Origin of the sequence: Pusillimonas sp. MFBS29 (assembly GCF_020687695.1) — a bacterium.
In the GTDB taxonomy this organism is placed as follows: domain Bacteria; phylum Pseudomonadota; class Gammaproteobacteria; order Burkholderiales; family Burkholderiaceae_B; genus Pusillimonas_C.
In genome coordinates this window covers 1-25,517 of record NZ_JAJEWL010000012.1, presented here as the reverse complement: position 1 = coordinate 25,517, position 25,517 = coordinate 1, and the positions used below count along the sequence as shown (strand labels likewise).

The window sequence follows — 25,517 nt, the reverse complement described above, 5'->3', positions numbered from 1 at the left end:
GGGTAGTGCCGGTTTCTTGGAAAAACATCAATACAATCCGGGCGATGCCGATCTCGAGGCTGTCGGTCTGATTGCTGCCATCCGTGATGTCAGCTTCGATGTTCATGCCGGCGAAATTCTGGTCATCATGGGCCTGAGCGGTTCCGGAAAGTCTACGCTGGTCCGCTGCATGACCCGGTTGGTCGAGCCTGTCGCCGGGCAGATTTTGTTTGACGGCATTGACCTGCTGAAGGCATCACCCGCCAGCCTGACCGATATCCGTCGACGCAAGATGGGGATGGTATTCCAGAACTTCGGATTGTTGCCACACCGCACAGTAATCGATAACGTTGCTTTTCCACTCGAGATTCAGAACGTACCCAAGGAAGTACGACTGGCCAAGGCGCGCGAGCTTGTTGCGACGGTGGGTCTGGAAGGGCGCGAGCACAACTTTCCGCGTCAACTCTCTGGCGGACAGCAACAGCGCGTCGGCATTGCCCGCAGCCTGATTGGCGAGTGTGATGTCTGGTTCCTGGACGAACCCTTTTCGGCACTTGACCCATTGATTCGTCGCGAAATGCAAGATGAGTTCATAAGCCTGCAGTCGCGCCTGAACAAGTCGATTGTGTTCGTGACCCATGATTTTGATGAAGCAGTACGCCTGGGTGATCGTATAGCCATCATGAAGGATGGTCGTCTGGCCCAGATAGGTACTGCCGAGGAATTGCTGCTGAACCCGGCAAATGATTATGTTCGGAAATTTGTCGAGCATGCGCCGCGAGCCAAGCTCATCACGACCCGTCAGATCATGGTTCCGGCACAGACGGAAAGCGTCAATCTTGCCGACACTGGCAATGTGATCAAGAGCACCGACGTGCTGGAAAAGATTGCTCAGCGTGTGATTGAATCGGAGCGTGCCTTGCCGGTGGTCGATGCTGCAGGCGCCTTGGTGGGGCAGGTGAGCCGTGAGCACTTGGCGAGGGCACTATTCCAATGACACAGACAGCAATCTTAACCAGTGCCAAATCAGGCACGCAGCAACGCAAGGCAAAGCAGTCGGAGGTACTGAGTGCTGCCGTCAAGCAGAACGCCTTGTCACCTGCTGGCAATAGCGCCAGGCCGATTCCTTCCTGGCTTTTGTATTGGTCTGCCGCCATTGTCCTGATAGTGCTGGGCCAATTCATGGTTACCCGCTACGACTGGGTCGCAGAGTATCCGTCCGGCTGGGTGTTGCCGGTCAAGGAATGGATCGATTCGTTTTTCGAGTGGCTGGTGTATGGCATAAAGTTTTTTGACGGTACGTCCTATGCCTTTACTCCGCGTGACGTTACGCGGGGGATCTCGGCATTGCTGGCTCATCCGCTGAACCTGACCGAGTCCTTGTTTTTTGACGGTTTCTCCAAATCCATTCCGGCCTTGCCATGGATTACGGTCGTAGGTTTTGCCGCCATCCTGGGGCACTGGCTGGGAGGCTGGCGAACCGCCTTGCTGGCTGCGGTCTCGTTTGCCTATCTGACATTGTTTGATGTCTGGCACGCGTCGATGCAGACCTTTTCACTGGTCCTTATTACCGTGCCCCTGGTGTTCGTGCTGGGCCTGGCCGCCGGAATACTGATGAGCAGGAGTCCGCGCTTCCGAAGTGTCATCACACCCTTGTTCGATGTGCTGCAGAGCATGCCGCCCTTTGCCTATCTGGTTCCTATCGTGGTGCTGTATGGCGTAGGCAACGTGCCGGCCATGATCGCAACAGCACTGTTTGCCGTGCCACCGGTTGCGCGTTGCATCGCGCTCGGTCTGGATGGCGTAAACAAAGGCGTGATCGAGGCGGGGCAGATGATGGGGTGCACACGCGCGCAGTTATTGTGGCGTGTGCAGATCCCGGCAGCTCGTTCCGCTTTGCTGGTGGGGCTGAATCAGGGGGTAATGCAAACACTGGCCATGATAGTGCTGGCGGCGTTGATCGGCGCCGCGGGTCTTGGCAGTGAACTGCTGACGTCCTTGCAGTCATTGCGTCTGGGCGAGGCGCTGGAGCAAGGGATCGCGATTGTCGTGATCGCTGTTGTACTCGATCGCCTGAGCCGTGCGTATGCACTCAAGCAGCCCGTGTACGTGGATCCCGACCTGAGCTGGTGGCGACGTCATCCGCATCTTTCGCTGGCCATAGCCTTTCTGCTGGCAAGCATCGGAATAGCCGGTGTGCTGCCAGAGTTGGCGTTGCTGACCGATGAGTACAGCATCACCACCGCGCCGTACTGGAATGCGGGTATAGACTGGATCAACCTGCATCTGTATGACCATGTTCAGGCCTTCCGCAACTTCGCCTTGATGGAGGTTCTGATACCGATTCGTACCTTCTTCCGCGCGATTCCCTGGCCCACTTTCGTGGCCTTGGTCGCATTGCTGGGCTACCGGCTCGGTGGCTGGAGCGTGGCCCTGACCGCCGGGCTGCTGGTATGGTTTCCTGCTGCAACCGGTTTGTGGACCGAGGCGATGACTACCCTTTACATGATAGGAACTGCAGCCGTAGTGTGCATAATTGCAGGCTTTGTGATCGGTTTGATCGGCTCGCGTACTGCGCAGGGGTCGCGCTTTGCCTCGGGTGTATGCGACTTCTTCCAGACCTTTCCGTCGTTCATTTATCTGATTCCGGTGGTGATGCTGTTCAAAGTCAGTGACTTGTCGGCCATTATTGCCGTGCTGCTGTTCGCCGTGGTGCCGATGATACGCTACACCATACTGGGGTTGCGCAGCGTGCCGGTGCATATCATCGAGGCGGCAACCCAGCAGGGCACAACGCCGCGTCAGCGGCTGCTGAAAGTGGAGCTGCCTATTGCGCTGCCGGAGATCATGCTGGGTGTGAATCAGGTGATTTTCATGGCCTTGTTCATGGTTGCCATTACGGCGCTGATAGGTACCCAGGACCTGGGTGCAGAAATCAACGCGGCACGTTCGGGCAATGAAATTGGCAAGGCACTGGTTGCCGGCCTGTGTATTGCGTTCCTCGGCATTGCCGCGGATCGTCTGATTGGTGCATGGGTCAGGCGCAAGAAGATTGCGTTGGGTCTGATTGCCGGTTGAAACACATTGAAGCTTTCCATTTCTTCATTTACTTGATTTAAATCAGTCGGTTGCAGCTTTGGCGTGGTGCGCCACACTGCAAATTGGCTAGAGTTAAAGGCATCGGGACACAGCGGGTTTTTTTACGCTTGTTGTGTCCTTTTTGCTCCAGGCTGCAATGACAGCCGATCTTGTAAAGGAAACTACTTCATGAAGAAAGTTGCGCTTGGCGCCGCCATCCTCGCCGCCTCGGGCCTGCTTCACGCGCAGGAAGCCGTTTACGTTGTCGAACCCACCCATACCTTTGTTCATTTTGAAGTCCTGCATGCCGGCACTTCTACCAATCGAGGACGTTTCGACACGGTGGAAGGCCAGATTGTGCTCGATCCTCAGGCGCAAACCGGAAAGGTCGACATCCTGGTGCACCCGACCTCGGTTAACACAGGCATTCAGTCCTATAACGAACACTTGCTCAACGCCGACTTTCTGAATGCACCAGAGTATCCGACAGCAACGTTCGTGGGCGATGATTTTGTTTTTGAAGACGGCAAGGTCAAATCCGTTACCGGTGCATTGACCCTATTGGGCAAAACCCGGCCCGTCACGCTCAAGGCACAGCGTTTCAACTGCTACGACAACCCTCGTGCGAAAGCACAGGCCTGTGGCGGTGATTTCGAGACGACAATCAAACGCAGTGACTTCGGCATGAACTTCGGCCTGCCGGGCATACCTGATGCCGTACGGATACTTATACAGATCGAAGCCTTGAAGAAGGGCTGACGGAATGCGCCGCAGGCATGCCGTGGCAGATGCCAGGACGCAGCCATAACGGCTAGCCCATCCTGGCCACCGCCGTGAGCGCCTGTGGCACATCCAGGTTTTCAATGAAATGCGAGTCGGCGCCGGGTGGCATGAACGCCAGTGATTTCTGTGTCTGCAGCATCATCACCACGGGTACGCTCAGGGCCGCCGCCATATGCATAGGCCCTGAATCGGGCGTAATCATAAGTTGAGCCTGAGCCAGCATGGCGGCAAATTTCCGTAGAGGCTGAGGCAGGCAAAGCGTGCCGTGAGGCAACGCTTCCAGGGCGCGCTGCAAGTCAGGCAGCATGGTCTTCTCTTCGGGGCCCACAAAAACCACAAATCTTTTTCCTGCCCGATCCAGGCCTGCCATCAGTGCCAGCCAGAAGGAAAGAGGGCAGACTTTGTCTGCATGGCCGCCCACAAAAACCGCAACGAATGGCTCGGCTTTGTTAGTGCCGTTCAGCGCCAGACCCAGGTCTTGCAGTTGGCCGAGTGCGCTTGCCGTTTCTTCGTCTGATATGGCAAGCCGGGTGCGGGCCGGCCCAACGGCTCCCAGCGCCCGCGAAAAAGCCGTGCCGGTGTCGTAAGCATGAACAACAGGATCCTTGACCTTGACGTGATACCAGGCGGCATCGTCTTTCGGCTGCCCCATTATGTAGCGGGCGCCAAGCAGCCTCGAGAACATCAGGCCGCTCAAAGAGCTGGATGCCAGCTGCACCGCCAGGTCGTAGCGCTTGGCCCGCATTTTGCCCACTATCGCCAAGGCACGCCAGGGCAGCAGCATTGCAGATCTGGATATTGCGATAACATTGTCGATGGACAGGTTGGTAAACAGCGCCGCAGTATTGTTTGTAACCAGGAAGTCTATCTGCGCCCCGGGAAATTGCTCGCGCAGCGGAGCAATAACGGCGGTGCTAAGAATCGCATTGCCTATGCGGTAGTTGGGGCGGACGACAATAATCCTTGCAACATCCTGCAGCGCTGCAACCGGTATCTCCGGCTGGCTGGCCGACGAGGTGCGTAGTGCAATAAAAACAGCCCGCTTGGCGATCTTTTCCAACTTCTTCGCAAGCCTTTTCATCAGCGATTCTTCCCGCAGCATAAGTATTTGGATCGCGCGGACGGAATGGATGTTTCTGTGAAAACAGCGCTGGCGTCTGGCGGCTGGCGCAATGATATGCTTGCTTTATGGCATTTTTAAGAAGCCTGGGGTTTGTATAAAGCATTTATGGCTTCTAATGCCTGCAAGCCTGTCTTTCGAAACGACCCGACGTATCGGAGGTTATACTCTGCACGTTATCTTATTGCCTTATTGCGCATGCGACGATTTATCGTCATATTTTTCATCTTTCTGCTTCCTGTTCAGGTTCTGGCTGAATCTTCAGCCGCCTTGTTTGCCGGCCATCCCCAAGACGCCGCCATCGTCGTTTCTGACGCAGCCTCTGCGAGCGATACTGCCATCGCAAAGGCGCCACTGTCGTTTCCCGGCGATTCAAACCCTCAGCAACCGATGCATTCAGACATCGCTGATTTAATCAGCGGTGCAATGCCATCAGTGTACGAAAACACGCCCGCCGGACACTGGCAAAGCTACCGTCCGGTTCCATTTCGCCTGATCTATTTTCGATTTATCAAGCCGCCGCGCGTCTGAAGCGCTCATCTGGCGTTTTCAGGGCTGCGCCGCACGGCCCTGTGTTGGCGTGCGTTGTCCGCCTGCGCAATGACGCGGCTTACTTTATTTAATCAGGTTTGTATATGGAATGGCTTCTGGACCCCAATATCTGGGTAGGTCTGCTCACTCTGGTTGTACTTGAGATCGTGCTGGGCATCGACAATTTGATCTTCATCGCGATTCTGGCGGACAAGCTTCCGCCTCATCAGCGCGACAGGGCGAGGCTGATAGGCTTGTCCCTTGCGCTCATCATGCGTCTGGGCTTGCTGACGATAGTCTCATGGCTGGTAACTCTGACCACCCCTTTGTTTTCTCTGGGTGCCTTTTCGTTTTCGGGCAGGGATCTGATACTTCTGTTGGGCGGGATCTTTTTGCTGTTCAAGGCCACTACTGAATTGCATGAGCGGCTGGAGGGGACGGTTCATGAGCGCAAAGATTCCAAAGTCTATGCGGGCTTTGGTGTCGTGGTTGTGCAAATTGTGGTCCTGGATGCTGTATTTTCTTTGGATGCCGTCATCACGGCCGTCGGCATGGTCGATGAGCTACCTGTCATGATGGCTGCGGTGCTGATCTCCATGGCCATGATGATGTGGGCGTCCAAGCCGCTCACCAGCTTCGTGAACGCACACCCCACAGTTGTGGTGTTGTGCCTGAGCTTTCTGCTGATGATAGGGCTGAGCCTGACGGCGGAGGGGTTGGGGTTCAAAATTCCCAAGGGTTACCTGTACGCCGCGATCGGATTCTCCATTCTTATCGAGTTTTTCAACCAGCTGGCGCGTCGCAGTCTGCTAAGGAACCAGGCTCGCCTGCCGCTGCGGGACCGCACTGCGGATGCCGTCTTGCGCATGCTGGGCAGCAAGAAGGGCACTGAGGCGGCAAACCAGGGGTCGGAAGCGGATGTGCAGGAGCTCGAATCTGCCTTCGGAGCCGAGGAGCGCAGCATGGTCAGCGGTGTGCTGACGCTGGGCGAACGTTCGATTCGCTCGGTCATGACTCCTCGGGCTGAAATTTCCTGGATCGACGTGGACGAGGAACCTGCCGCGATACTCCAGCACCTGCGAGAAACGCCTCATGGTTTCTTCCCGGTTTGCCGCGGTCAGCTTGACAACATACTGGGTGTTGCACGGGCCAAAGACCTGATAGCGGATATGATGGATGGGCTGAGCTTTAACGAGCTCTCAAGCCTGCGTGAGCCGATAATCGTTCATGAATTGACGGGTGTGCTGAGCGTGATGGAAACGCTCAGGACGTCGCACGGTCAGCTGGTGCTGGTCACTGATGAGTATGGCACCATCCAGGGTCTGCTGACACCCATGGATATTCTGGAAGCGATTGCCGGTGAGTTTCCTGACGAAGATGAGTTGCCGGCCATTCAACTCATGGAGCCTGGCCGCTGGCGTGTTGAGGGTGCGACCGATCTGCACTACCTGGCCCAGGTGCTCGAGACCGATGCACTGCTGCGACTGGCCGATGGGCACACATCTGTCGCAGGCTTGCTGTTGGGACGATTCGGCTCATTGCCCGGGATAGGCGCCACGATGGAGCTGGGCGGCCTGCGGTTCGAGGTAATGGAGGTGAGTCATCGACGCATCGCCACGCTGGAGGTGGTACGAACGTATGGTCGGGAGTTCGACAAACCGGAGACCACAGATGTTAACGAGGCGCCGTAAAACGTCGAGGTGTTGCAGAAGGGTTTCGGGCTTATGACGTTGCGGTCAGCCCAAGGCCTTTTTGCTGACGCCCGAACAGATCGCACAGCGCCTGAGTAATGGGCTGCTTGCCGTGCTCCAGTCGTTCCAGCATGCCGACACGGCGTACGATAAGTGGGCCGGGCAGGGGTTTGATCGCCAGTTGCTGACTATCCCATTCCGCATTGCCCAGTTGCGGCACAATGGCTACGCCATAATGCTGGCGTACCAGCTGGGCGATCGCTTCAATCGAGTTCAGCTCAAGTGCGATATTGGGTGTAACGCTCAGTTGTTTCAGTGCATAGTCGACCAGCCGGCCCGTCCAGAGCGAACGGTCGAACTGCAGGAAGGGCTCGTGATGCAGCAAATCCATGACGGTTCTGTTTCCGAGATCTTGTGCGGCGATCAATACCATTCTTTCTTCGTATAAAGGTGTCCATCTGAGGCCGTTCGGTACTGCGTTGGGCGGCTCGGTGACGACGGCGGCATCCAGCTCGCCTTTGGATACCATGCCTGCAAACTGGGCTGATTGTCCGGCCAGCAGTCGCACATCAAGATCAGGATAGGCGCGTTTGATGTCTGCCAGAACGCCGCCGAAGGTACCCATCAGTGCCGATACCAGGGCACCCATGTGCAAGGTACCCCGCAGGGTGCCGTCTGATTGCACCAACAGATTGTCGTAATCGGCCACCAGCTTTTCAAGTCGATCGAGCACCCGGCGCCCGTCAGGTGTGACGCTGAAGGTTTGTGCACCGCGCTCGAACAGCCGCAGGTTCAGTTCAGTTTCCAGATTCTTGATTTGCAGGCTGACGGCGGCCTGGGTCAGGCCAATCTGGCGGCCAACCTCGGCAAAGCTGCCCAGTCGTGCTGCGGCAAGTGCAGTTCGGAATTGCCGGATGGAAGACATAAGGTGTTTACGAAACCTTGTTATAAAAAATACTTGGCCTGATCAAAATAATTAATAGTTTTACTTTTGTCAAGCTTCAGTCCACTATAGAGGGACTATTCAACAGCATGCATTTTTTGCCTCGCAACGAAGGTTTTACATGACGGAATCATCTACTTTGCACGTTGAGGTCTGGCGCGGTGGCGAGCAGGGCGGTTACGAGCCCTTCGAGGTCCCGCGCCGGGCAAATCAAACGGTGCTCGACGTGGTCACACATATACAGCGTCATCAGGATCCGACGCTGTCTTATCGCTATGCCTGTCGGGTCGGGATGTGTGGATCCTGTGCCATGCAGGTCAACGGCGTGGCGCGGTGGACATGCCGTACTCACGTTTCGAAAGTGGCAACAGACGGGCGCCTGCAATTGGCGCCCTTGTCCAATATGCCGGTCGTGAAAGATCTGGTGGTCAATATGGACACCTTCTTCGAAAAAATACAGTCGGCACACGGTCGATTTGTCGGAGAGCATACCCGCCACGATCCGGTTGCGGCAGTCAAACCCGACAGCCCCGAGCGCCAGGAAGCCGATGCCGGCATAGAGTGCATCGGCTGTGGTGTCTGTTATTCCTCGTGCGATGTCGTCACCTGGAAACCCGACTACCTGGGGCCCGCGGCATTGAACCGCGCATGGACTCTGGTGAACGATATCCGTGATATTGACTTCCTGCGCTTGTCGGCGGTTGCAGGCGATGCGGGTTGCCATTCCTGTCATACACAAGGATCCTGTACCTTGCGTTGTCCCAAGGAGATTTCGCCAACCGGCAGCATTGCCGGTCTCAAGCGAACAACAGCCCGTGCGGCCATGCGCGGTGAGCTCGATGCTGAATCCGTGAAAAGGAGCCGCTGATGACCGCCGTCAATATACAGGGTGCGCGCCGCTGGTACTGGCAGCGCATTACCGCCATGGCTATGGCGGCCTTCGTTACCATCCATCTTTTCGTGATCATCTACGCGATTCAGGGAGGCCTGAGTGCGGCGGAAATACTGGCGCGCACGCGGGGCAATCTATTGTGGGGGCTGTTTTACGCAGCCTTCGTCGGCCTGGTTGCCGTGCATGCCTCCATCGGCATACGCAATGTACTGGTCGAATGGTGCTCGCTGGGTGACTCTACGGCTACTTGGGCATCGCGATTGCTGGCACTGATCCTGCTGATTATGGGCTTGCGAGCCGTATGGGCGGTCACTTTCGGAGGCGCAGCATGAAGAAGAACGATATGCGCGCCCGCAAGCATGCCAGCTGGATGGCGTTCGGCATACACCGCCTGTCGGGCATTTTGTTGACTATTTTCCTGCCGTTCCATTTCTGGACGCTGGCCTTGGCACTGGAAGGTGAGGCTGCGCTGGATAGCGCCCTGTCATGGTACGAGGCACCCATCTTCAAGGTGGGCGAATGGCTGCTGGTCTTCCTGCTGGCCGTTCATGCGATCGGGGGCGTGCGCATGCTGCTGATTGAATTCAAGCCGTGGCGCGGCCTGCGATTGGGCTGGATATCTGCCAGCCTGGGCACCGCTGCGGCGGTTTCTGTTGTCTTTCTAATTGCATCACTGAGCTGAATTATGAACCAGATCGATTACGCACAAGTGGAAGAGGCCGCCCGTGAGCTCTATATCCGGGCCCTCAAAATATTGCCCGATGACATCAAACACGGTTTCGAAATGCTGCAGGGCATGGAAACGTCTGAAAGGGCCCGTGGCATACTGGGTACGATGGTGACCAATATCCGTGTTGCCGAAGATAACCAGAACCTGCTGTGCCAGGATACCGGCATTCCGATTTACAACGTTCATATTGGCAGTAACGTTGCTGTCGACGGATGGCGCCTGAAGCAGGCAATTGCCAAGGGCTGTGAACGTGCTACCCGGGAGCATCCGCTGCGCTCCAGCGTGGTTCATCCTATCAGCCGCAAGAATAATCACACCTCCTGTGGACCAGGCGTGCCTGTCATTCACATCGACTTCGTCGAGGCGCCAGACACGCTGGAGATCCAGATGATCCCCAAGGGCAGCGGATCGGAAAACAACTCATTCCTGCGCATGGCTATACCGGCCGAGGGGCTGGCGGCAGTCAAGCGATTTGTCATTGACTGCGTCATCAACGCCGGTGGCAAAACCTGTCCCCCGACCATTGTCGGCGTGGGCGTGGGCGGTACGTCCGACTTGTGCGTCCACCTGGCCAAGAAGGCAGCTACGCGTCCGCTGGGCTCCGTGTGCGATGACCCGCTGGGTGCCGAGCTTGAGCGTGAGCTTTCCGAAGCCGTGAACAAGCTGGGGGTTGGGCCGCAGGGGTTGGGTGGCGACGCCACAGCGTTTGCTGTCCACGTGGAACTGGCGGCTACCCACATCACCATGAATCCCGTTGCGGTCAATATGCAGTGTCACTCGGCCCGGCGCGCGCTGGCCAGCCTGGGCCCCAATGGCATCGAATACGGATTCTGATAACGGAGAAACGATCATGGCACATTACGAATTAACGATGCCGGTGACGGAAGAACAGGTCCGCGCCTTGCGTGTGGGCGATACCGTTACCCTGCAGAAAACCTTGTTCGGAATACGGGACGCGAGTTATATCGCCATGTTCGACAAGGGACGCAAGACCCGTTTCGACCTGAACGGCCACGCGGTCATCCATACTGCGCCTAACGTGCGCAAGGTAGAGATATCCGAAGAGTTTCCCGCCGGCTATCAATCGGTTTGCATTGGCACTACAACCTCTTCGCGTATGGAGCGGTTTACCGGGCAGCTGATCGAGCAATGCGGGGTACGCATCATTATTGGCAAAGGCGGCATGCATGAGGGTTCGCTGAAGGCTTTCAAAGAGCTTGGCGGCGTATATCTGGGTATTGTGGGTGGCACGGCTGCCCTGGAAACGACCTGGATTGAACAGATCGAAGACGTTGACCTGGATGACCTGAATCCGGAATCGTTGTGGAAGTTCCGCATACGTGATTTCGGACCATTGCTGGTGGCGATGGATAGTCACGGCAATTCCTTGTATGACGAAGTCAATGACTCTGTGCAAAGCAGGCGCGACGCTGTGCTGGCATCGTTGGGGGCAAACTGATGAATGCTTTCGACGTCGTCTCTACCGACATCCTGATTCTGGGTTCTGGCGGTGCGGGTTTGTTTGCCGCGCTGCACGCACACGATGCAGATCCATCGCTGGATATCACTGTAGCCGTCAAGGGGTTGCTGGGCAAGTGTGGCTGCACACGCATGGTGCAGGGTGGCTATAACGTGGCGCTTGCCGAAGGCGATTCACCAGAGCGCCATTTCATGGATACCATTACGGGCGGAAAATGGCTGCCCGACCAGGAGCTTGCATGGAAGCTCGTCAATACGGCCGTGGAACGCATACACGAGCTGGAAAACGAGCTGGGCTGCTTCTTTGACCGCAATGCGGATGGCAGCCTGCACCAGAAAGCCTTTGCCGGCCAGACTTTTGACCGCACGGTTCACAAAGGTGACCTGACCGGCATCGAGATCATCAATCGTTTGGCCGAGCAGGTGTGGGCCCGCAAGATCAAGCGCCTGGAAGAACACCGCGCCATCGAGCTGATTGCCACGGCAGACGGGCAGTCTATCGCCGGTGTCATGATGATAGACCTGCGTACCGGCAAGTACCGGCTGGTGCGTGCCAAGGCAGTGCTCCTGGCCACCGGTGGTGGTCCCGCCATGTACAAATTCCATACGCCGTCTGGTGACAAGAGCTGCGACGGCCTGGCGATGGCGCTGCGGGCCGGCCTTGGCCTGCGCGATATGGAAATGGTGCAGTTTCATCCTACCGGTTTGCTTGCAGGCTCTGATACCCGCATGACGGGTACGGTACTTGAAGAGGGCTTGCGTGGCGCAGGCGGCTATTTGCTTAACGGTAACCACGAACGCTTCATGCATAACGTCGATCCCCGGGGTGAGCGAGCCACGCGTGACGTCGTGTCGCGTGGCATCTTTTCAGAAATGCGGGCCGGTCGCGTGACACCGAATGGCGGCGTCTACATACAAATGAATCACTTGGGTCCAGATAACGTCCGCAAGCAGTTCAAGGGCATGGTCGATCGCTGCGCCGACTGCGGTTTTGATCTGGCCGGTGGCCTGGTCGAGGTGGTACCGACTGCGCACTATATGATGGGCGGCCTGATGTTCAAGCCAGATTGCACTACCGAATGGGAGGGTCTGTTCGCGGCGGGCGAGGATACCGGCGGCGTGCACGGCGCTAATCGCCTGGGTGGCAATGGCGTGGCCAACTCTACCGTATTCGGAGGCGTGGCCGGTGACACTATGGCGCAATGGGTAAAAGGCCGTTCGTTGCAGGACTACAGTGAAGATAGCGCACAGCAGGCTGTCGCCGCAGCCGAGCGACCGTTCGGGCAACAACCCGCAGATTTGTACGCGCTGCGTGAACGTCTGGCCGAGGTCATGTGGAATGACGCCGGTATTGTGCGCGACAAGGCAGGTCTGGAGCGTGCTGCCGCTCAGCTTAAAGTCTTGCACCAGGAGCTGCTGGCTTCGGGGGTAGCCGATGGCGAGCGTGCCTACAATCTTACCTGGCAAGACTGGCTGAATCTCGATAGTCTGATTCATGTCAGTCAGGCCATTGTGCATGCTGCTCTGGCGCGGGAAGATTCGCGCGGCGCGCACTTCCGGGAAGACTTCCCCGATGTGCGTGACCTTGAAAACTCATGGTTCTCGATTATTCGTCAACAAGACGGCACGTTGCATCTGGAACGCCGGCCAGTGTCCTTTACCCGTGTGGCACCAGGCCAGACCATACTGACTGAAGAGGAAGCCGCTACATGACGAACACACATCCACGCGGTGCCGACATGCTGGTACGCGCCATCCGGCAGGCCGGCGTCAAGACGATTTTTTCCTTATCGGGCAACCACATCATGCCCGTATACGACGCCATCCTGAGCGAGGGGCTGCAAATCGTCCATACCCGACATGAAGGTGCAGCGGTGCATATGGCCGACGCCTGGGCGCGGCTGAGCGGCGGCGTAGGTCTTGCATTGGTTACAGGCGGGCCAGGCCATGCGAACGCGATATCTGCGTTGTATACCGCTGCCATGTCGGAATCACCCGTCATTCTGCTATCGGGGCATGCACCCTTGTCGCAGCTGGGCGAGGGCGCTTTTCAGGAAATGGATCAGGTCGCCATGGCGCAACCGGTGGTCAAGGCTGCGTGGGCAGCCTCTGATCCAGACACCATCGCCGCCGATTTTGCCAAGGCTTGCCGAATCGCATTAAGCGGACGTCCCGGGCCTGTGCACCTGAGTCTGCCAACTGATGTCCTCGAGAAACTTGCAACTAGCGACAGCCTTCCGGGGCTCGAAGCCTATCGCCCGCAAGCCGTACCGCTGGGCGAGGCCGAGGCATCGGGGCTGATGGCGCGTCTTGCGCAAGCGGCCCGGCCGTTGATACTGGTTGGTCCGCAAGGACTGACCGATGCCGGGCGCGCGGCAGTGGCCCGCCTGCAGCAGGCCGGTGGCGTACCGGTGGTCGCTTCAGAGAGTCCGCGCGGCAGCAATGATCCCAGTCTGGGCGCTTTTGCGCCCGTACTGAGCCAGGCTGATTGTGTTTTGCTGGTTGGCAAGCGGCTGGATTTCACCTTGGGATTCGGGCGAAACCCCACATTCTCTGCTGAGTGCGTCTTCTTGCAAGTGGATGCGGACAGTGCCGAGTTTGAGCGCAGCGCCCGTGCAGTGGGTTCCCGTCTGCTGGCGACCCATCAGGCAGATGTGCCATCGGCGCTTGCGGCGCTGGCGCTGGTCAGGCAAGAGGTTTCGCAGCAAGCATCACAGTGGCGACAACAGGTTGAGCTAGCCGTCGCGTACCGACCACCTGCATGGAAAAAAGCAGAATCTTCTCGCGAGCAAGCTTTGCATCCTGTGCAGGTGTTTGAGCCTGTGCAGGCGATTCTTGATAGTCATCCCGATGCCACATTGGTGGTCGATGGCGGTGAAATCGGCCAGTGGGCTCAGGCCTGCCTGACTGCACCGCATCGCATTATCAACGGTGCTGCGGGTGCCATCGGGGCGGCCTTGCCTATGGCCATTGCCGCGCAACTGGCCTATCCGTCTGCGCCGGTAATTGCCGTCATGGGAGACGGAACATTTGGCTTTCATTGTGCCGAGCTTGATACCGCCTTGCGTTATGGCGCGCCCATGTTGTGTGTGATCGGCAATGATGCGCGATGGAACGCTGAATATCAGATACAGGTGCGCAGTTATGGCGCCGACCGCACGATAGGTTGTGAGCTATTACCCTCGCGCTATGAACGCGTCTGTCAGGCTTTTGGCGGTCATGGAGAATACGTCGAGCAGGCCGGCGACTTGGCCGGAGCCTTGCAAAGCGCGCGTGCATCAGGCTTGCCGGCCTGCGTGAATGTCAGCATCGACGGCTTGCCGGCACCAGTCATTCGACAAGCATGACGCGCGAGCCCCTTCAATTGTGTTGACAGGCCCTGTATGGATTTTTGGGTTTATGTGGTTATCGGCAGCGTGGCAGCCGCGTTTGTGCAAGGTCTGGCCGGCTTTGGTTTTGGCATGGTTTCGCTGGCCATCTGGTCCTGGGTGCTCGAGCCGGCACTGGCCGTTCCTGCGGTAGTGTTCGGCTCTTTGGTCGGCCAGTTGCTGGCGGTCGGTTCCCTGCGCAAGGGTTTCAATTGGGGGCGGCTGCAACCCTTTCTGATCGGTGGCGTGATCGGTATACCGACCGGCCTGTGGCTGTTGAAGCTGCTGGACCCGCTGCTGTTCAAATTCGGCCTGGGCCTGCTGCTGGCGGTGTATTGCACGATCATGTTGTTCCTGCCCAGCATTCCGCGCATTAAGCGTGGTGGGCGCAAGGCCGATGGCCTGATAGGTTGGGTGGGCGGAACCATGAGCGGTTTTGGCGGCCTGCCCGGCGCCATACCGACTTTGTGGTGTACTTTACGAGACTGGCCCAAAGACCAGCAACGCAATGTCTTTCAGACTTTCAATCTGCTCATGCATATCCTGACGCTGTCTGCATTCGCTTTAAATGGCATGATTACCAGTGAGGTTCTTTGGCTTTTTGCGCTGGTCGGTCCGGTGATGGTGATTCCATCTTTGGTTGCCATACGGCTGTATCGCCGATTTTCAGACAGTTCATTCAAGGTGGTCGTGCTGGGACTGCTGGCCTTGTCGGGCGTTATGCTGCTGATTTCGACCGCTCCCCAGGTATGGCGGCTGGTAGCCTGACGTTCCTGCTGCCGGCTACCAGCGTTTCATGGCTTACCCGCCGCTCGAGATGGTGATATTGCGTTCCTTGATCACTTTTTCCCAGCGCTTGGATTCTTCCTTGATGGCCTTGGCCAGTTCATCAGGAGTGTTACCCACGGGTTCCATACCCAGCGATGCCAGCTTTTCCTTTACATCTTTCATGGCCAGAACCTTGACAGTGTCTTGCTGTATTTTGGTCACGATGTCGGCGGGTGTGCCGGCGGGCACGACAAAGCCGAACCAGCCATAGTTCTCAAAGCCGGGTACACCCGCCTCGGCTACGGTGGGCAAATCGGGCAGCATGGGAGCTCTTTCCTTGCTGGTCACCGCCAGGGCATTGATTCTGTCGCCTTTGATCAATGGGGTAGCTGCCCCGATGTTACCGACGACCAGATCAATCTGGCCAGCCATCAGATCAGCAAAGGCTGCTGCTTCCCCACGATAGGGTACGTGCGTGACCTCGATTTTGGCGGAGTATGAGAAGTTCTCGCCAGCCATATGGACCTGGCTTCCCATGCCGGCCGAACCCATGTTCAGTTTCTTCGGGTTCTTTTTCGCATAGTCCAGAAGCTCCTTCAGCGTTTTGGCCTTGACCTTCTTGGCTGTTGAAACCACCATGGGGCCTTGCGCTACATTAGTAACAGGCAGGAAATCCTTTTCAGGATCGAAGGGCAGGGATGCGTACAGATGGGGATTGACGGTCAGGATGCTGCCGGATGCCAGCAAGATGGTGTAGCCGTCTGGTTTGGATTGTGCAACCGCCGCGCTACCGATGTTGCCGCCGGCGCCGAGCCGGTTCTCGATGACGACGCTTTGTCCCCACATTTCGCCTAGTTTTTGCCCGACCAGGCGCCCGACGACGTCGGTGGTACCGCCTGCAGAAAATGGGACAACCAGGGTAACGGGTCGGTCGGGCCAGCTAGCCGCGAATGCGGCTGGTGCGGTCAGGCCTGCGGCGAAGGCGGAAGCCGCCAACAACAGGGTGGTGCGTCGCAAGGGGCGAAAAGGTAAAGCCATGGAAGTCTCCGGATATAGTTATGCATAGTGGATAAAACGTATTCAACGACTACAGACTACAACCCCGCCAGGGCATCAATCGTGTCGTGGCGGGGCAGGTACTTACATCCAGGTGCTGCTATTGGGTCAGGCGCTTTCAAACAGGCGTGTCAGCACAAATTCACGGTGGCCCAGTGCCTCGGCGGCCGTCCAGCGGCCGTTGGCCGTTTCGAGCATGCATTCCAGCAGCTTGTCGCCAGCCTGGTCCAGATCGATCTCGCGCTGCAGCAAAGCAGATGTATCGACGTCGATGTGCTCTGACATGGTGCGTACGGTACGTGGGTTCGCGCAGATCTTGATGACCGGCAGGATGGGGTTGCCGATCACGTTGCCTTGCCCCGTGGGGAAGAAGTGCACAGCGTAGCCCGCTGCGGCGCACAGTGTGACCATTTCGGCAGCAGCCGAGGATGAGTCCATGAACCACAGGCCCTTGCCAGTAGGTGTTTCGGCCTTGTCGAGTACGCCGTCCACCATACATTTCTTACCGATCTTCTGGATGTTGCCCAAAGCCTTTTCTTCAATGGTGGTCAGGCCGCCGGCGATGTTGCCTTTTGTGGGCTGCGATTCAGACAGGTCACTGGTTTTCCAGCGGTCGATCATGTCCTGATAGCGGTTGAACATGAACATAAAGCGTTCGCGCACTTCGTCGTTGGCGCAGCGCGCTGCAACGATTTGTTCGCCACCGGTGATTTCTGAGGTTTCCCCAAAAACCAGCGTGCTGCCCACTTCGTACAGTTTGTCGAAAGCGTTGCCTACGGTGGGGTTGCCGCCACAGCCGGACGTTGTGTCTGATTCGCCGCACTTGGTGGATACCCACAAATCGCTGATGGGGCACTCGACACGGCTCAGACCTGTTGCATAGTGAACAAACTCCTTGGCCTTGCGCGATGCACGCATGATGGTGTCGTGGTCGCCATGAAGCTCGATGCTGAAACCAGCTACAGGCTTGCCGGTGGCTGCAATCGCATCGACTATGCGCTTGGTCCAGCCCTCTTCGATGCCGATAACGATTACAGCGGCCACGTTAGGGTTGCTGCCGGTGCCGATGAGCGTGCGGAAGTGCAGCTCCAGGTCTTCACCGAACTGCAGGCGGCCATAGGGGTGCGGCAGCGCCATGGTGCCCTTGATGTTGTTGGCGACTGCTTCGGCAGCAGCGTTCGAGATATCGTCTACGGGCAGGACGATGACATGGTTGCGTACACCCACGCGGCCATTGTCGCGGCGGTATCCCATGAAGGTGGTGTTGGCAGAAATGACAGCCATTGTGATGCTCCTTGTCTTTAAGCTTTGAGTGAGGTCTTCTGGGGATTACCAGCGTTTGGTCTTGATGTTCTGTACGTGGGCGTGGTCGCCTGCCTTGATGGGGGCAACAACTTTGCCGATATCGACGCCGTATTTCCAGACGGTATCGCCAACGTTCATATCTTTGGTGGCCACTTTATGACCGATAGGAATATCCTGGAGGGCCTTGATCTGGATTAGTTTGTCTTCTTCCATAATCCAGGCGGTCATGTCGGTACCGGCGGTAATGCCTTCCACCACGGCGACGGCTACCGTGTCCTTTTCGTCGTGCAATATGGCATGAATCATTGTTTTCCTCTTTGTGAAAAATTGCCGGACCACCCTGGTCCGTCCGTAGTTGATGGAGAAATCTTATGCCCTTAATTTCCACATGTCAAGCATATCATATAGATGAATCAGTTGATAAGGTGTTAGGGTTAGGGTAAGGTGTATTGAATGGCGTACTGATCGGCAATCGCGGCATGCCGTGCAGCGGTGCAAGGTGCCCGCTTTATGCCTTTGGCTTATACCCTTATGCACCCGCTTTATAATGACGCAGGAATTTACTTGACCAAATTTGCTTATGATCAACAGACTGCCGCAACTCAGCCCCACGGGCACTCCTTTGTATCAGCAGGTCAAACGCGCCGTTCTGGCTGCTTTGGCGGCCGGTGAATGGACGCAGGGCGAGGCGTTGCCACCGGAAAAGCATCTGGCTGAGCGTTTTGTCGTGTCCATTGGCACCTTGCGCAAAGCCATCGACGAGCTCGAGGCCGAGAACATCCTGATCAGGCATCAGGGGCGGGGCACCTTCGTGGCCATCCATTCGCGCAACCAGCATTTCTTCAGGTTCTTCCGGGTTGTGCGACAAGATGGCAAGAAAGATTATCCATCTACAGAACTGCAGAAATTCCGCAGAATGCGTGCCAATGAAGAGGTTCGTGAGAAGCTTGCCCTTGACAAGGGGGCCTATGTTTACGAGTTCGTAAACCTGCTCAGCCTCAATGGTGATAAGGTGATTGTAGACACCATTGCTGTGCCCGAAACGCTGTTCCAGGGCCTGACGCGGGAACAACTGGCCACACGGCCCAGCACTTTGTACAGCTTCTATCAAGATTCGTACGATATCAATGTCATTGCCACATCAGAGCGTGTGCGCACCGTCGCTGCCGATGACGACCATGCAACCCTGCTGGATGTACCGCCGGGCAATCCCTTGCTCAGCGTGCGTCGTGTGGCATATTCCTACAACAAGCAGCCTGTTGAGTGGCGTGTCTCGGCGATCAACACCGAGCACTACGAGTACATCGGGCAGGACAACGCAAACTCCTGATTACAGCCATACAGGTCATATATATGATTTGATTGACATGGCATGTCTGCCACAAGTACCATCGGTACGTTCTGTGGAGAGACACTTATGAAAATCATTATTTCGGAGTTCATGGACGAAGCTGCGGTTGATCAGCTGCGCGCTCGTTTTGACGTAACCTACGACGCCGGCCTGGTCGACAGGCCCGACGATTTGCTTGCCGCTGTGGCCCACGCCGATGCCCTGATCGTCCGCAATCGCACTCAGGTCAACCAGGCGCTCCTGGCAGGTGCTCCGCAACTGAAGGCTGTAGGCCGGTTGGGCGTCGGTCTGGACAATATCGATGTTGCCGCGTGCGAACAGCGCAATATTCAGGTATTGCCGGCAACCGGTGCGAATGCGCTGGCGGTGGCTGAATACGTAATCGTCTCGGCCATGCTGCTGTTGCGGGGTGTTTTTGCCGCCTCACCCGATATTGCGCGCGGCGAATGGCCACGCGCACGCCTGTCCGATGGTCGTGAAACGGGGGGCAAGGTACTGGGCCTGATAGGCTTTGGCGGCATCGGGCAGCTGGCGGCATCGCTGGCACGTAATCTGGGGATGTCGGTATGCGCCTACGATCCTGCCATCAAAGACGATGCAGCCATCTGGCAAGAAACGGGTGTGCGGCCCGTGTCGCTGGATCAGTTGCTTGAACAGGCCGATGTTGTCAGCCTGCATATTCCCTTGCTGGACAGCACGCGCGGCCTGTTTGATGCGGCCCGCATCGCAAAAATGAAACCTGGAGCTGTTCTCGTGAACACGTCGCGCGGCGGTATCGTGGACGAGGCAGCACTGGTCTCAGCCCTGCAAGAGGGCCGGCTTGGGGGGGCGGCTCTGGATGTCTTTGAGCAAGAGCCGCCCACTGGGCAGCATCTTGCCCATCTTCCGAATCTGATTCTTACCCCGCATGTTGCCGGGGTCACTGCTGAATCCAATCAGCGTGTCAGCCAGTTGATTGCGGATCGCGTCAGCAAATGCCTGTCGGCCGATGCTGCGGCCACGGCACGATAGCAAACGGAGAAGGATGATGGCTATCCATACAGTTGATGAATTGATTGAGTTGACAAGCGGCGCACTGGAACGGGCCGGTGCCAACCGGACAATGGCCCAGAGCACCGCGCGCGCACTGGTCATGGCCGAAGCGCGCGGCATGGGTTCTCACGGCTTGTCGCGGGTAGGCCAGTATGCAGGACATCTGCGCAGCGGAAGGGTGAACGCAGGTGCTACACCTGCCATCATCAAGACGCATGGTGCCGGCTTGCTGATCGATGCGGACGAAGGCCTGGCGTTTCCGGCTTGCGAATTGGCGGTGCGCGAAGTTATCGAACGCGCCCGGCAGTTCACCATCAGTTTCGCCGGGGTTACGCGCAGTCACCACTTTGGCATGGCCGGCATGCATCTCGAACCCATCGCACAAAGCGGCATGGTTGGTCTGGCCTTCAGCAACTCCCCGGCTGCAATGCCGGCCTGGGGGGGCAAGCGTGCTTTGTTTGGCACCAATCCCATTGCCGCTGTTTTCCCGCGCCGTCAAGGCGAGCCCATCACCATCGACCTGTCGTTGTCGGAAGTGGCACGTGGCAAGCTGATGGTCGCCGCGCGCGAAGGGCGTTCCATCCCCGAAGGTTGGGCGATGGACAAGCATGGTCAGGCGACGACCGATCCCGCAGTAGGGCTTGAAGGCATGATGTGCCCTGCAGGCGGCGTCAAGGGTGCCATGCTCGCCTTGATGGTCGAGCTGCTGTGTGTTGCCTTGACGGGTGCCTCGTTTGGTTATGAGGCAGATTCCTTCTTCGGCGATCAGGGCAACCGTCCGCATATCGGGCATGCGTTCCTGGCCATTGATCCGTCGGCGCTTTCAGGTCAGGAAGCGTATTTTGACAGAGTCGAAGACCTGATCAATGCCATGCTGGAAGATGAGCAGGTTCGCTTGCCCGGAGGCCGGCGGAATGCGGTCCTTGAGCGAAGTCTTGCGCAAGGTATTGAAGTTCCGGATAGTGTCATGGCGCAGCTGCAAGCGTAGCCAGGTTGGCCACGGTGGAAGGCTGCGCGGTCAGCCTTCCGTGGCCTGCTTCAGGCCAGATCAAACCGGGTCAAACTGATCGGCCAGAAAATCAATGAACACCCTGACCCGGGCCGGCAGATTCTGACGGCTGGGGTAGTACACGAACAGATCAGCCGGCTCGGGCAGGAAATCCGACAGCACGATCTTCAGGCGCCTCGCCGCCACATATTTGTTCAGATCCCATTCCGAACGAATCATGATGCCGTGTCCTTCAAGCGTCCATCCAAGCGCAATATCGCCATCGTTGCTCGACATGGCACCCCTGACCTTGATGACTTCAGTATGCTGTTGATGCGAAAAACGCCAGATGCCGTGCGCTTCGTCATTCTGGTTGTGAATGATGCAGCGATGATGCGCCAGATCGGCCAGGTTTTTGGGCTCACCGTACTTTTTCAGATACTTGGGTGAAGCACACAGGTAGCGGCGGTTGGCCAGCAGGCGTCGGGCCACCAGGCGCCGGTCGGGCAGGGAGCCAAAACGAATGGCCAGATCGAAATTGTCTGCAACCAGATCCACCGGCTTATCGGTTACCTGCAGATCGAGTTCTATGTCGGGGAACCTCAGGGCAAACTTTGAGGCCAGTGCCGAGATACGGCGGCGGCCGAACCCCAGGCTGGCATTGATGCGCAGCACGCCACGAGGCTGTTGCCGGTGATTCGAGACGGAGTCTTCCATCGTCTTGATGTCGGCCAGTATGCGCTTGGCCTGCTCCAGAAACAATTCACCTTCGCTGGTCAGGCTGATGCTGCGGGTGGTTCGATTTGCCAGACGTACACCCAACCGGTTCTCAAGCTGCATCAGCTTGCGTGTGGCGGCAGGTGGCGTGATGTCGAGCGCACGGGCGACCGCAGACAGATTCTTGTACTGGGCCAGCATGACAAAGAACGACAGGGTGGAGTCCATATATAAATAAAAAGCAATAGTGAATTAATTATAAGTAAATAAATAGGGATTGCTCTATGGGTATCCTGTTCACATAAATGCGGTATCGCATTATCTTTTATCCTTTATAAGTCAGCCACAAAATGAAAATCCTGGAAATTCGCGAAGTCACCCTGCCTATCAGTTCCTCCATACGGAACGCCTATATCGACTTCAGCAAAATGACGCTCAGCCTGGTTGCCGTCATCACCGACGTCATACGGGATGGCAAGCCCGTGGTGGGCTACGGCTTCAACTCGAATGGACGATATGGCCAGGGCAACCTGATGCGCGAGCGATTCATTCCGCGCATTCTGGAAGCTGATCCCGACACCCTGATCAACGAGGCCGGCGACAATCTTGACCCGCACAAAATCTGGGATTGCATGTACACCAACGAGAAACCGGGTGGGCACGGCGAGCGTTCTGTGGCGATCGGCACCATAGACATGGCGGTCTGGGATGCTGTAGCCAAGATTGCCAACAAGCCCCTGTTCCAGCATCTGGCCGATGAATACGGCAACGGGCAGCCCAACCGCAAGGTCTTTGTCTATGCCGCCGGTGGCTATTACTACCCGGGGCAAGACCACGGCAAGCTCAAGGACGAAATGCGCAGCTATCTGGATCGCGGCTATACCGTGGTCAAGAAGAAAATAGGGGGAGCATCGCTCGACGAGGATCTGCGCCGCATTGACTCCATCCTGAGCATTCTTCAAGACGGCCAGAAGCTGTGTGTCGATGCCAACGGCCGGTTCGATCTGGACACTGCTATCGCATACGCCAAGGCGCTGTCGCAATACGATCTGTTCTGGTACGAAGAGCCGGGCGATCCGCTGGATTTCGAACTGCAGGCCGCGCTGCGCAGCTATTACAAAAACCCAATGGCCACTGGCGAGAATCTCTTTTCCATGCAAGATGCCCGAAACCTGATCCGCTACGGCGGCATGCGCCCCGACCGCGACTGGCTGCAGTTTGATTGCGCGCTCAGCTACGGCCTGGTGGAGTATCTGCGCACACTCGATATGCTGCACGAGCACGGTTGGTCGCCTACCCGTTGCATTCCCCACGGTGGCCACCAGATGTCGCTCAATATTGCCGCAGGCCTGGGGCTGGGCGGCAACGAGTCTTACCCCGACTTGTTCCAGCCTTTCGGCGGCTTTCCTGACGGCGTCAAGGTAGAGAACAGCTACATCACCATGCCCGACCTGGTGGGAATTGGCTTTGAGGGCAAGGCTGATCTGTATGCCGAGATGCGCAAGCTCTCTGATTAACACTGCGGCAAGGAAGCATCAATGAAATTGGACGCGAGCGCCCAGGCCCTGATTGACTTTACCAAACAGCAGAACAGCCCCGCGCTGGGCACGGTGCCGGTCGGGCAGTCACGAGCGCAGTCGAATGCGATACGTGCACAGCTGCAGCCCGAGGCGCCAGTGCTGGCCAGTGTCGAAGAGGGCGGGACTTCCGGACTGCGGGCGGTGGTTCCATTCAGAGTCTATCGACCGGAAATCGCCATGACGAAAGCGCCCGCCGTGATCTTTTTTCATGGTGGTGGTTTTGTACTGGGTGACCTGGACAGCCATGACTTTGTCTGCCGGCAAATCTGCAAGGAATCGGCTTGCGTGGTGATCGCCATTGATTATCGCCGGGCTCCGGAACACAAGTTTCCGGCTGCGGTACACGATGCCATTGATGCCACAGCCTGGATAGCCGCACACGCGGATGAACTGGGCATAGATGCCCATCGTATTGCACTGGCCGGAGACAGCGCCGGCGCAAACCTGGCGACCGTTGTGGCGATCGACATGAAACGCAAGGGCTTGCAGCCGTTGTCCTTGCAGATATTGTTTTATCCCGTGACCGACCAGTACGCCGACTACGACAGCAAAAAGCGCTACGAGAGCGGATATCTGTTGACACGATCGGCGATCAATTTTTACGCCGACCAGTATTTCGCAGGCGAAAGCGATAAGCGCGATTGGCGGGCGTCACCCATACTGCAAGAAGATCTGTCCGGCCTGCCGGAAGCCTTGATCATTACCGCCGGATTTGATCCGCTGGTCGATGAAGGCGAAGCCTATGCGCTGCGGCTCGCGCAAGCCGGCGTCAGAACCACCTTAAGGCGATTTCCCGGCCAGGTACATGGCTTTATTACACGGGGCCGCATCATTCCCGAGGCACTCGACGCCATTGAAGAAGCCGCACTGCTGCTGCGAACTCGCTTTGCATAAACCACGCTGCTGTTTGCCGAAAGGCCGGTAGAAGAATTAACCATCAAGGAGAAGACTATGTTGAGGAAAGGAAAGTTCATTGGAAATATTGCCCGTGCGACCGGTCTGGCAGCGCTGCTGGCGGCCGGCCTGGCGAGTGCAGAGGGCAAGTACCCCGAAAAAATGGTTGAGGTGGTGGTTCCCTGGACAGCAGGCCAGGCCACGGATATTGCCGCCAGAACCTTCGCCGAAGAACTGACGGCAAAGCTGGGTGAAACCTTCTTCATATCCAACAAGGCAGGCGCAGGCGGCGCCGTTGGCAGCGCTTATGTGGCACGCGCCAAGGCAGATGGCTATAGCCTGCTTGCCGCATCGACCGGCTCTGTCATCGTCAGCCCGCTGTTAAATGAAACATCGTATTCGGCCTCGGATTTCGTTCCCGCCGCCATGATTGCAAAAAGCCCGTCCATCCTGATTACGGCGGCAGACTTTCCGGCAAAAGACATCAATGAACTGATCAAGCTTCTTAAAGACAATCCCGGAAAATATACGTTTGCATCGTCCGGCAACGGCTCGGCCACGCACTTGATGGCCGAAGCATTCAATATGGGTCATGGCATCGAGGCCACCCATGTGCCATACAAAGGCAGCGCGGCGGCCCTGACTGATGTACTGGCGGGTCGTGTTACCTATATGTTCGATACGGTGGCATCGGTGTCGGGTCAACTAAAGGCAGGCAAGGTAACCGCCTACGCCATTTCATCCAAAGACCGCAGCGAGTCAGTTCCCGATATTCCTGCGATTGCAGAAGTCACCGAACTGAAGGATTTCGACATTGCATCGTGGATAGGGTTGATGGCACCTAAAGGCACGTCACCCGAGAAACTGAGCGTTCTCGAAGAGGTTGCCGGCGCCTACTTGCAAACGCCGGAAGCCAAAGCCAAATACCAGGGTATGGGCCTGGGCATCAATCCCATGTCCAACCAGGAATTCCAGAAAGTGGTAGACCGTGAGGTAGAGCTGTATTCCGGCTTGTTGGAGCAGTTAGGGTTGAAGAAATAGGGTTTACAGCTTGGGATCTGAGTGCGTCAGGACTTTTGGTCGGCACTGGCTCTTCATCATAAAAGGGGGACAAGCGACATTCATTAAACTTGTTTTTGCGAAGAACGAGCTTAATGGAAGGAATGCCGATGTCCCCAGTAGATTTTATCTTAGGAATCCGAGATGTAATGATTGAGCGCGTGGAGCGTGGC

Annotated in this window: 25 protein-coding genes; 19 read left to right on the top strand and 6 right to left on the bottom strand. The window is 57.1% G+C overall.

Annotation, left to right across the window (positions count from 1 at the left end; translation table 11 throughout):
• Window positions 1-16 precede the first annotated feature (16 nt).
• The 3 genes from LKR43_RS15010 (at window position 17) to LKR43_RS15000 (ending at window position 3,816) form a co-directional block, all read left to right on the top strand.
• A complete protein-coding gene (locus LKR43_RS15010) occupies window positions 17-976 on the top strand; it encodes a glycine betaine/L-proline ABC transporter ATP-binding protein (protein WP_227685027.1) in 960 nt (319 codons plus the stop codon).
• A complete protein-coding gene (locus LKR43_RS15005) occupies window positions 973-3,057 on the top strand; it encodes a proline/glycine betaine ABC transporter permease (protein WP_227685026.1) in 2,085 nt (694 codons plus the stop codon). Before LKR43_RS15010 ends, LKR43_RS15005 begins: the two co-directional genes overlap by 4 nt.
• 189 nt (window positions 3,058-3,246) lie before the next feature.
• The gene (locus LKR43_RS15000; protein ID WP_227685025.1) at window positions 3,247-3,816 is read left to right on the top strand and encodes a YceI family protein; all 570 of its coding nucleotides are present in this window, start codon (window positions 3,247-3,249) and stop codon (window positions 3,814-3,816) included.
• Window positions 3,817-3,868: 52 nt separating this feature from the next.
• On the opposite strand, the gene LKR43_RS14995 is transcribed toward LKR43_RS15000, so the two are convergent.
• Entirely contained in the window at window positions 3,869-4,921 is a 1,053-nt protein-coding gene (locus LKR43_RS14995; protein WP_227685024.1) for a glycosyltransferase family 9 protein, read from the bottom strand.
• A gap of 237 nt (window positions 4,922-5,158) precedes the next feature.
• Here LKR43_RS14995 and LKR43_RS14990 point away from each other — a divergent pair, with 237 nt between their 5' ends.
• Together LKR43_RS14990 and LKR43_RS14985 are read left to right on the top strand one after the other, a co-directional pair.
• On the top strand, window positions 5,159-5,491 hold the full coding sequence (locus LKR43_RS14990) for a hypothetical protein (protein ID WP_227685023.1): 333 nt from the start codon (window positions 5,159-5,161) through the stop codon (window positions 5,489-5,491).
• Window positions 5,492-5,595: 104 nt separating this feature from the next.
• The gene (locus LKR43_RS14985; protein WP_227685022.1) at window positions 5,596-7,182 is read left to right on the top strand and encodes a TerC family protein; all 1,587 of its coding nucleotides are present in this window, start codon (window positions 5,596-5,598) and stop codon (window positions 7,180-7,182) included.
• 31 nt (window positions 7,183-7,213) lie between these two features.
• On the opposite strand, the gene LKR43_RS14980 is transcribed toward LKR43_RS14985, so the two are convergent.
• Window positions 7,214-8,107 (bottom strand): LysR family transcriptional regulator, encoded by an 894-nt coding sequence (locus LKR43_RS14980; RefSeq protein WP_227685021.1) that lies wholly within the window; start codon window positions 8,105-8,107, stop codon window positions 7,214-7,216.
• A gap of 139 nt (window positions 8,108-8,246) precedes the next feature.
• Here LKR43_RS14980 and LKR43_RS14975 point away from each other — a divergent pair, with 139 nt between their 5' ends.
• Genes LKR43_RS14975 through LKR43_RS14940 form a run of 8 tightly spaced genes read left to right on the top strand, consistent with a single transcriptional unit; the run spans window position 8,247 to window position 15,362 of the window.
• Window positions 8,247-8,993 carry a succinate dehydrogenase/fumarate reductase iron-sulfur subunit gene (locus LKR43_RS14975; RefSeq protein ID WP_227685020.1) on the top strand — a complete coding sequence of 249 codons (747 nt, stop codon included), beginning with the start codon at window positions 8,247-8,249 and terminating at the stop codon, window positions 8,991-8,993.
• Entirely contained in the window at window positions 8,993-9,349 is a 357-nt protein-coding gene (locus LKR43_RS14970; RefSeq protein ID WP_227685019.1) for a succinate dehydrogenase, read from the top strand. Before LKR43_RS14975 ends, LKR43_RS14970 begins: the two co-directional genes overlap by 1 nt.
• A complete protein-coding gene (gene sdhC / locus LKR43_RS14965) occupies window positions 9,346-9,699 on the top strand; it encodes a succinate dehydrogenase, cytochrome b556 subunit (protein ID WP_227685018.1) in 354 nt (117 codons plus the stop codon). Before LKR43_RS14970 ends, sdhC begins: the two co-directional genes overlap by 4 nt.
• Before the next feature lie 3 nt (window positions 9,700-9,702).
• The gene (locus LKR43_RS14960; protein ID WP_227685017.1) at window positions 9,703-10,581 is read left to right on the top strand and encodes a fumarate hydratase; all 879 of its coding nucleotides are present in this window, start codon (window positions 9,703-9,705) and stop codon (window positions 10,579-10,581) included.
• A gap of 16 nt (window positions 10,582-10,597) precedes the next feature.
• The gene (locus tag LKR43_RS14955; protein WP_227685016.1) at window positions 10,598-11,206 is read left to right on the top strand and encodes a FumA C-terminus/TtdB family hydratase beta subunit; all 609 of its coding nucleotides are present in this window, start codon (window positions 10,598-10,600) and stop codon (window positions 11,204-11,206) included.
• Complete coding sequence (locus LKR43_RS14950) at window positions 11,206-12,939, top strand: L-aspartate oxidase (RefSeq protein ID WP_227685015.1); 1,734 nt, start codon at window positions 11,206-11,208, stop codon at window positions 12,937-12,939. The genes LKR43_RS14955 and LKR43_RS14950 overlap by 1 nt, the downstream gene beginning before the upstream one ends.
• Window positions 12,936-14,573 (top strand): thiamine pyrophosphate-binding protein, encoded by a 1,638-nt coding sequence (locus LKR43_RS14945; protein WP_227685014.1) that lies wholly within the window; start codon window positions 12,936-12,938, stop codon window positions 14,571-14,573. The genes LKR43_RS14950 and LKR43_RS14945 overlap by 4 nt, the downstream gene beginning before the upstream one ends.
• A 36-nt stretch (window positions 14,574-14,609) precedes the next feature.
• Window positions 14,610-15,362, top strand: a complete 753-nt coding sequence (locus LKR43_RS14940) for a sulfite exporter TauE/SafE family protein (RefSeq protein WP_227685013.1) — start codon at window positions 14,610-14,612, stop codon at window positions 15,360-15,362.
• A 33-nt stretch (window positions 15,363-15,395) separates the two neighbouring features.
• Here the strand turns inward: LKR43_RS14940 and LKR43_RS14935 are convergent, their stop codons facing one another.
• The 3 genes from LKR43_RS14935 to LKR43_RS14925 form a co-directional block, all read right to left on the bottom strand.
• On the bottom strand, window positions 15,396-16,400 hold the full coding sequence (locus tag LKR43_RS14935; protein ID WP_227685012.1) for a tripartite tricarboxylate transporter substrate binding protein: 1,005 nt from the start codon (window positions 16,398-16,400) through the stop codon (window positions 15,396-15,398).
• A 126-nt stretch (window positions 16,401-16,526) separates the two neighbouring features.
• The gene (locus LKR43_RS14930) at window positions 16,527-17,702 is read right to left on the bottom strand and encodes a UxaA family hydrolase (RefSeq protein ID WP_227685011.1); all 1,176 of its coding nucleotides are present in this window, start codon (window positions 17,700-17,702) and stop codon (window positions 16,527-16,529) included.
• A gap of 45 nt (window positions 17,703-17,747) precedes the next feature.
• On the bottom strand, window positions 17,748-18,029 hold the full coding sequence (locus LKR43_RS14925) for a UxaA family hydrolase (protein ID WP_227685010.1): 282 nt from the start codon (window positions 18,027-18,029) through the stop codon (window positions 17,748-17,750).
• A gap of 274 nt (window positions 18,030-18,303) precedes the next feature.
• Between LKR43_RS14925 and LKR43_RS14920 the strand changes: the two genes are divergently transcribed.
• From LKR43_RS14920 to LKR43_RS14910, 3 genes are all read left to right on the top strand, one after another.
• Window positions 18,304-19,053, top strand: a complete 750-nt coding sequence (locus LKR43_RS14920; protein WP_227685009.1) for a GntR family transcriptional regulator — start codon at window positions 18,304-18,306, stop codon at window positions 19,051-19,053.
• Window positions 19,054-19,140: 87 nt separating this feature from the next.
• Entirely contained in the window at window positions 19,141-20,085 is a 945-nt protein-coding gene (locus LKR43_RS14915; RefSeq protein WP_227685008.1) for a hydroxyacid dehydrogenase, read from the top strand.
• Window positions 20,086-20,101: 16 nt separating this feature from the next.
• On the top strand, window positions 20,102-21,094 hold the full coding sequence (locus LKR43_RS14910) for an Ldh family oxidoreductase (RefSeq protein WP_227685007.1): 993 nt from the start codon (window positions 20,102-20,104) through the stop codon (window positions 21,092-21,094).
• Between the two features lie 60 nt (window positions 21,095-21,154).
• Here LKR43_RS14910 and LKR43_RS14905 read toward each other — a convergent pair whose 3' ends face one another.
• The gene (locus LKR43_RS14905; protein ID WP_227685006.1) at window positions 21,155-22,039 is read right to left on the bottom strand and encodes a LysR family transcriptional regulator; all 885 of its coding nucleotides are present in this window, start codon (window positions 22,037-22,039) and stop codon (window positions 21,155-21,157) included.
• Between the two features lie 122 nt (window positions 22,040-22,161).
• Between LKR43_RS14905 and LKR43_RS14900 the strand changes: the two genes are divergently transcribed.
• The 3 genes from LKR43_RS14900 to LKR43_RS14890 are packed head-to-tail and all read left to right on the top strand — an operon-like array spanning window position 22,162 to window position 25,326.
• Window positions 22,162-23,328, top strand: coding sequence for a mandelate racemase/muconate lactonizing enzyme family protein (locus tag LKR43_RS14900; RefSeq protein WP_227685005.1), 1,167 nt, complete (start codon window positions 22,162-22,164; stop codon window positions 23,326-23,328).
• Between the two features lie 21 nt (window positions 23,329-23,349).
• Window positions 23,350-24,285: an alpha/beta hydrolase gene (locus LKR43_RS14895; protein WP_227685004.1), complete on the top strand. Its 936-nt coding sequence runs from the start codon at window positions 23,350-23,352 to the stop codon at window positions 24,283-24,285.
• Window positions 24,286-24,342: 57 nt separating this feature from the next.
• Complete coding sequence (locus LKR43_RS14890) at window positions 24,343-25,326, top strand: tripartite tricarboxylate transporter substrate binding protein (protein WP_227685003.1); 984 nt, start codon at window positions 24,343-24,345, stop codon at window positions 25,324-25,326.
• Window positions 25,327-25,517: the final 191 nt, after the last annotated feature.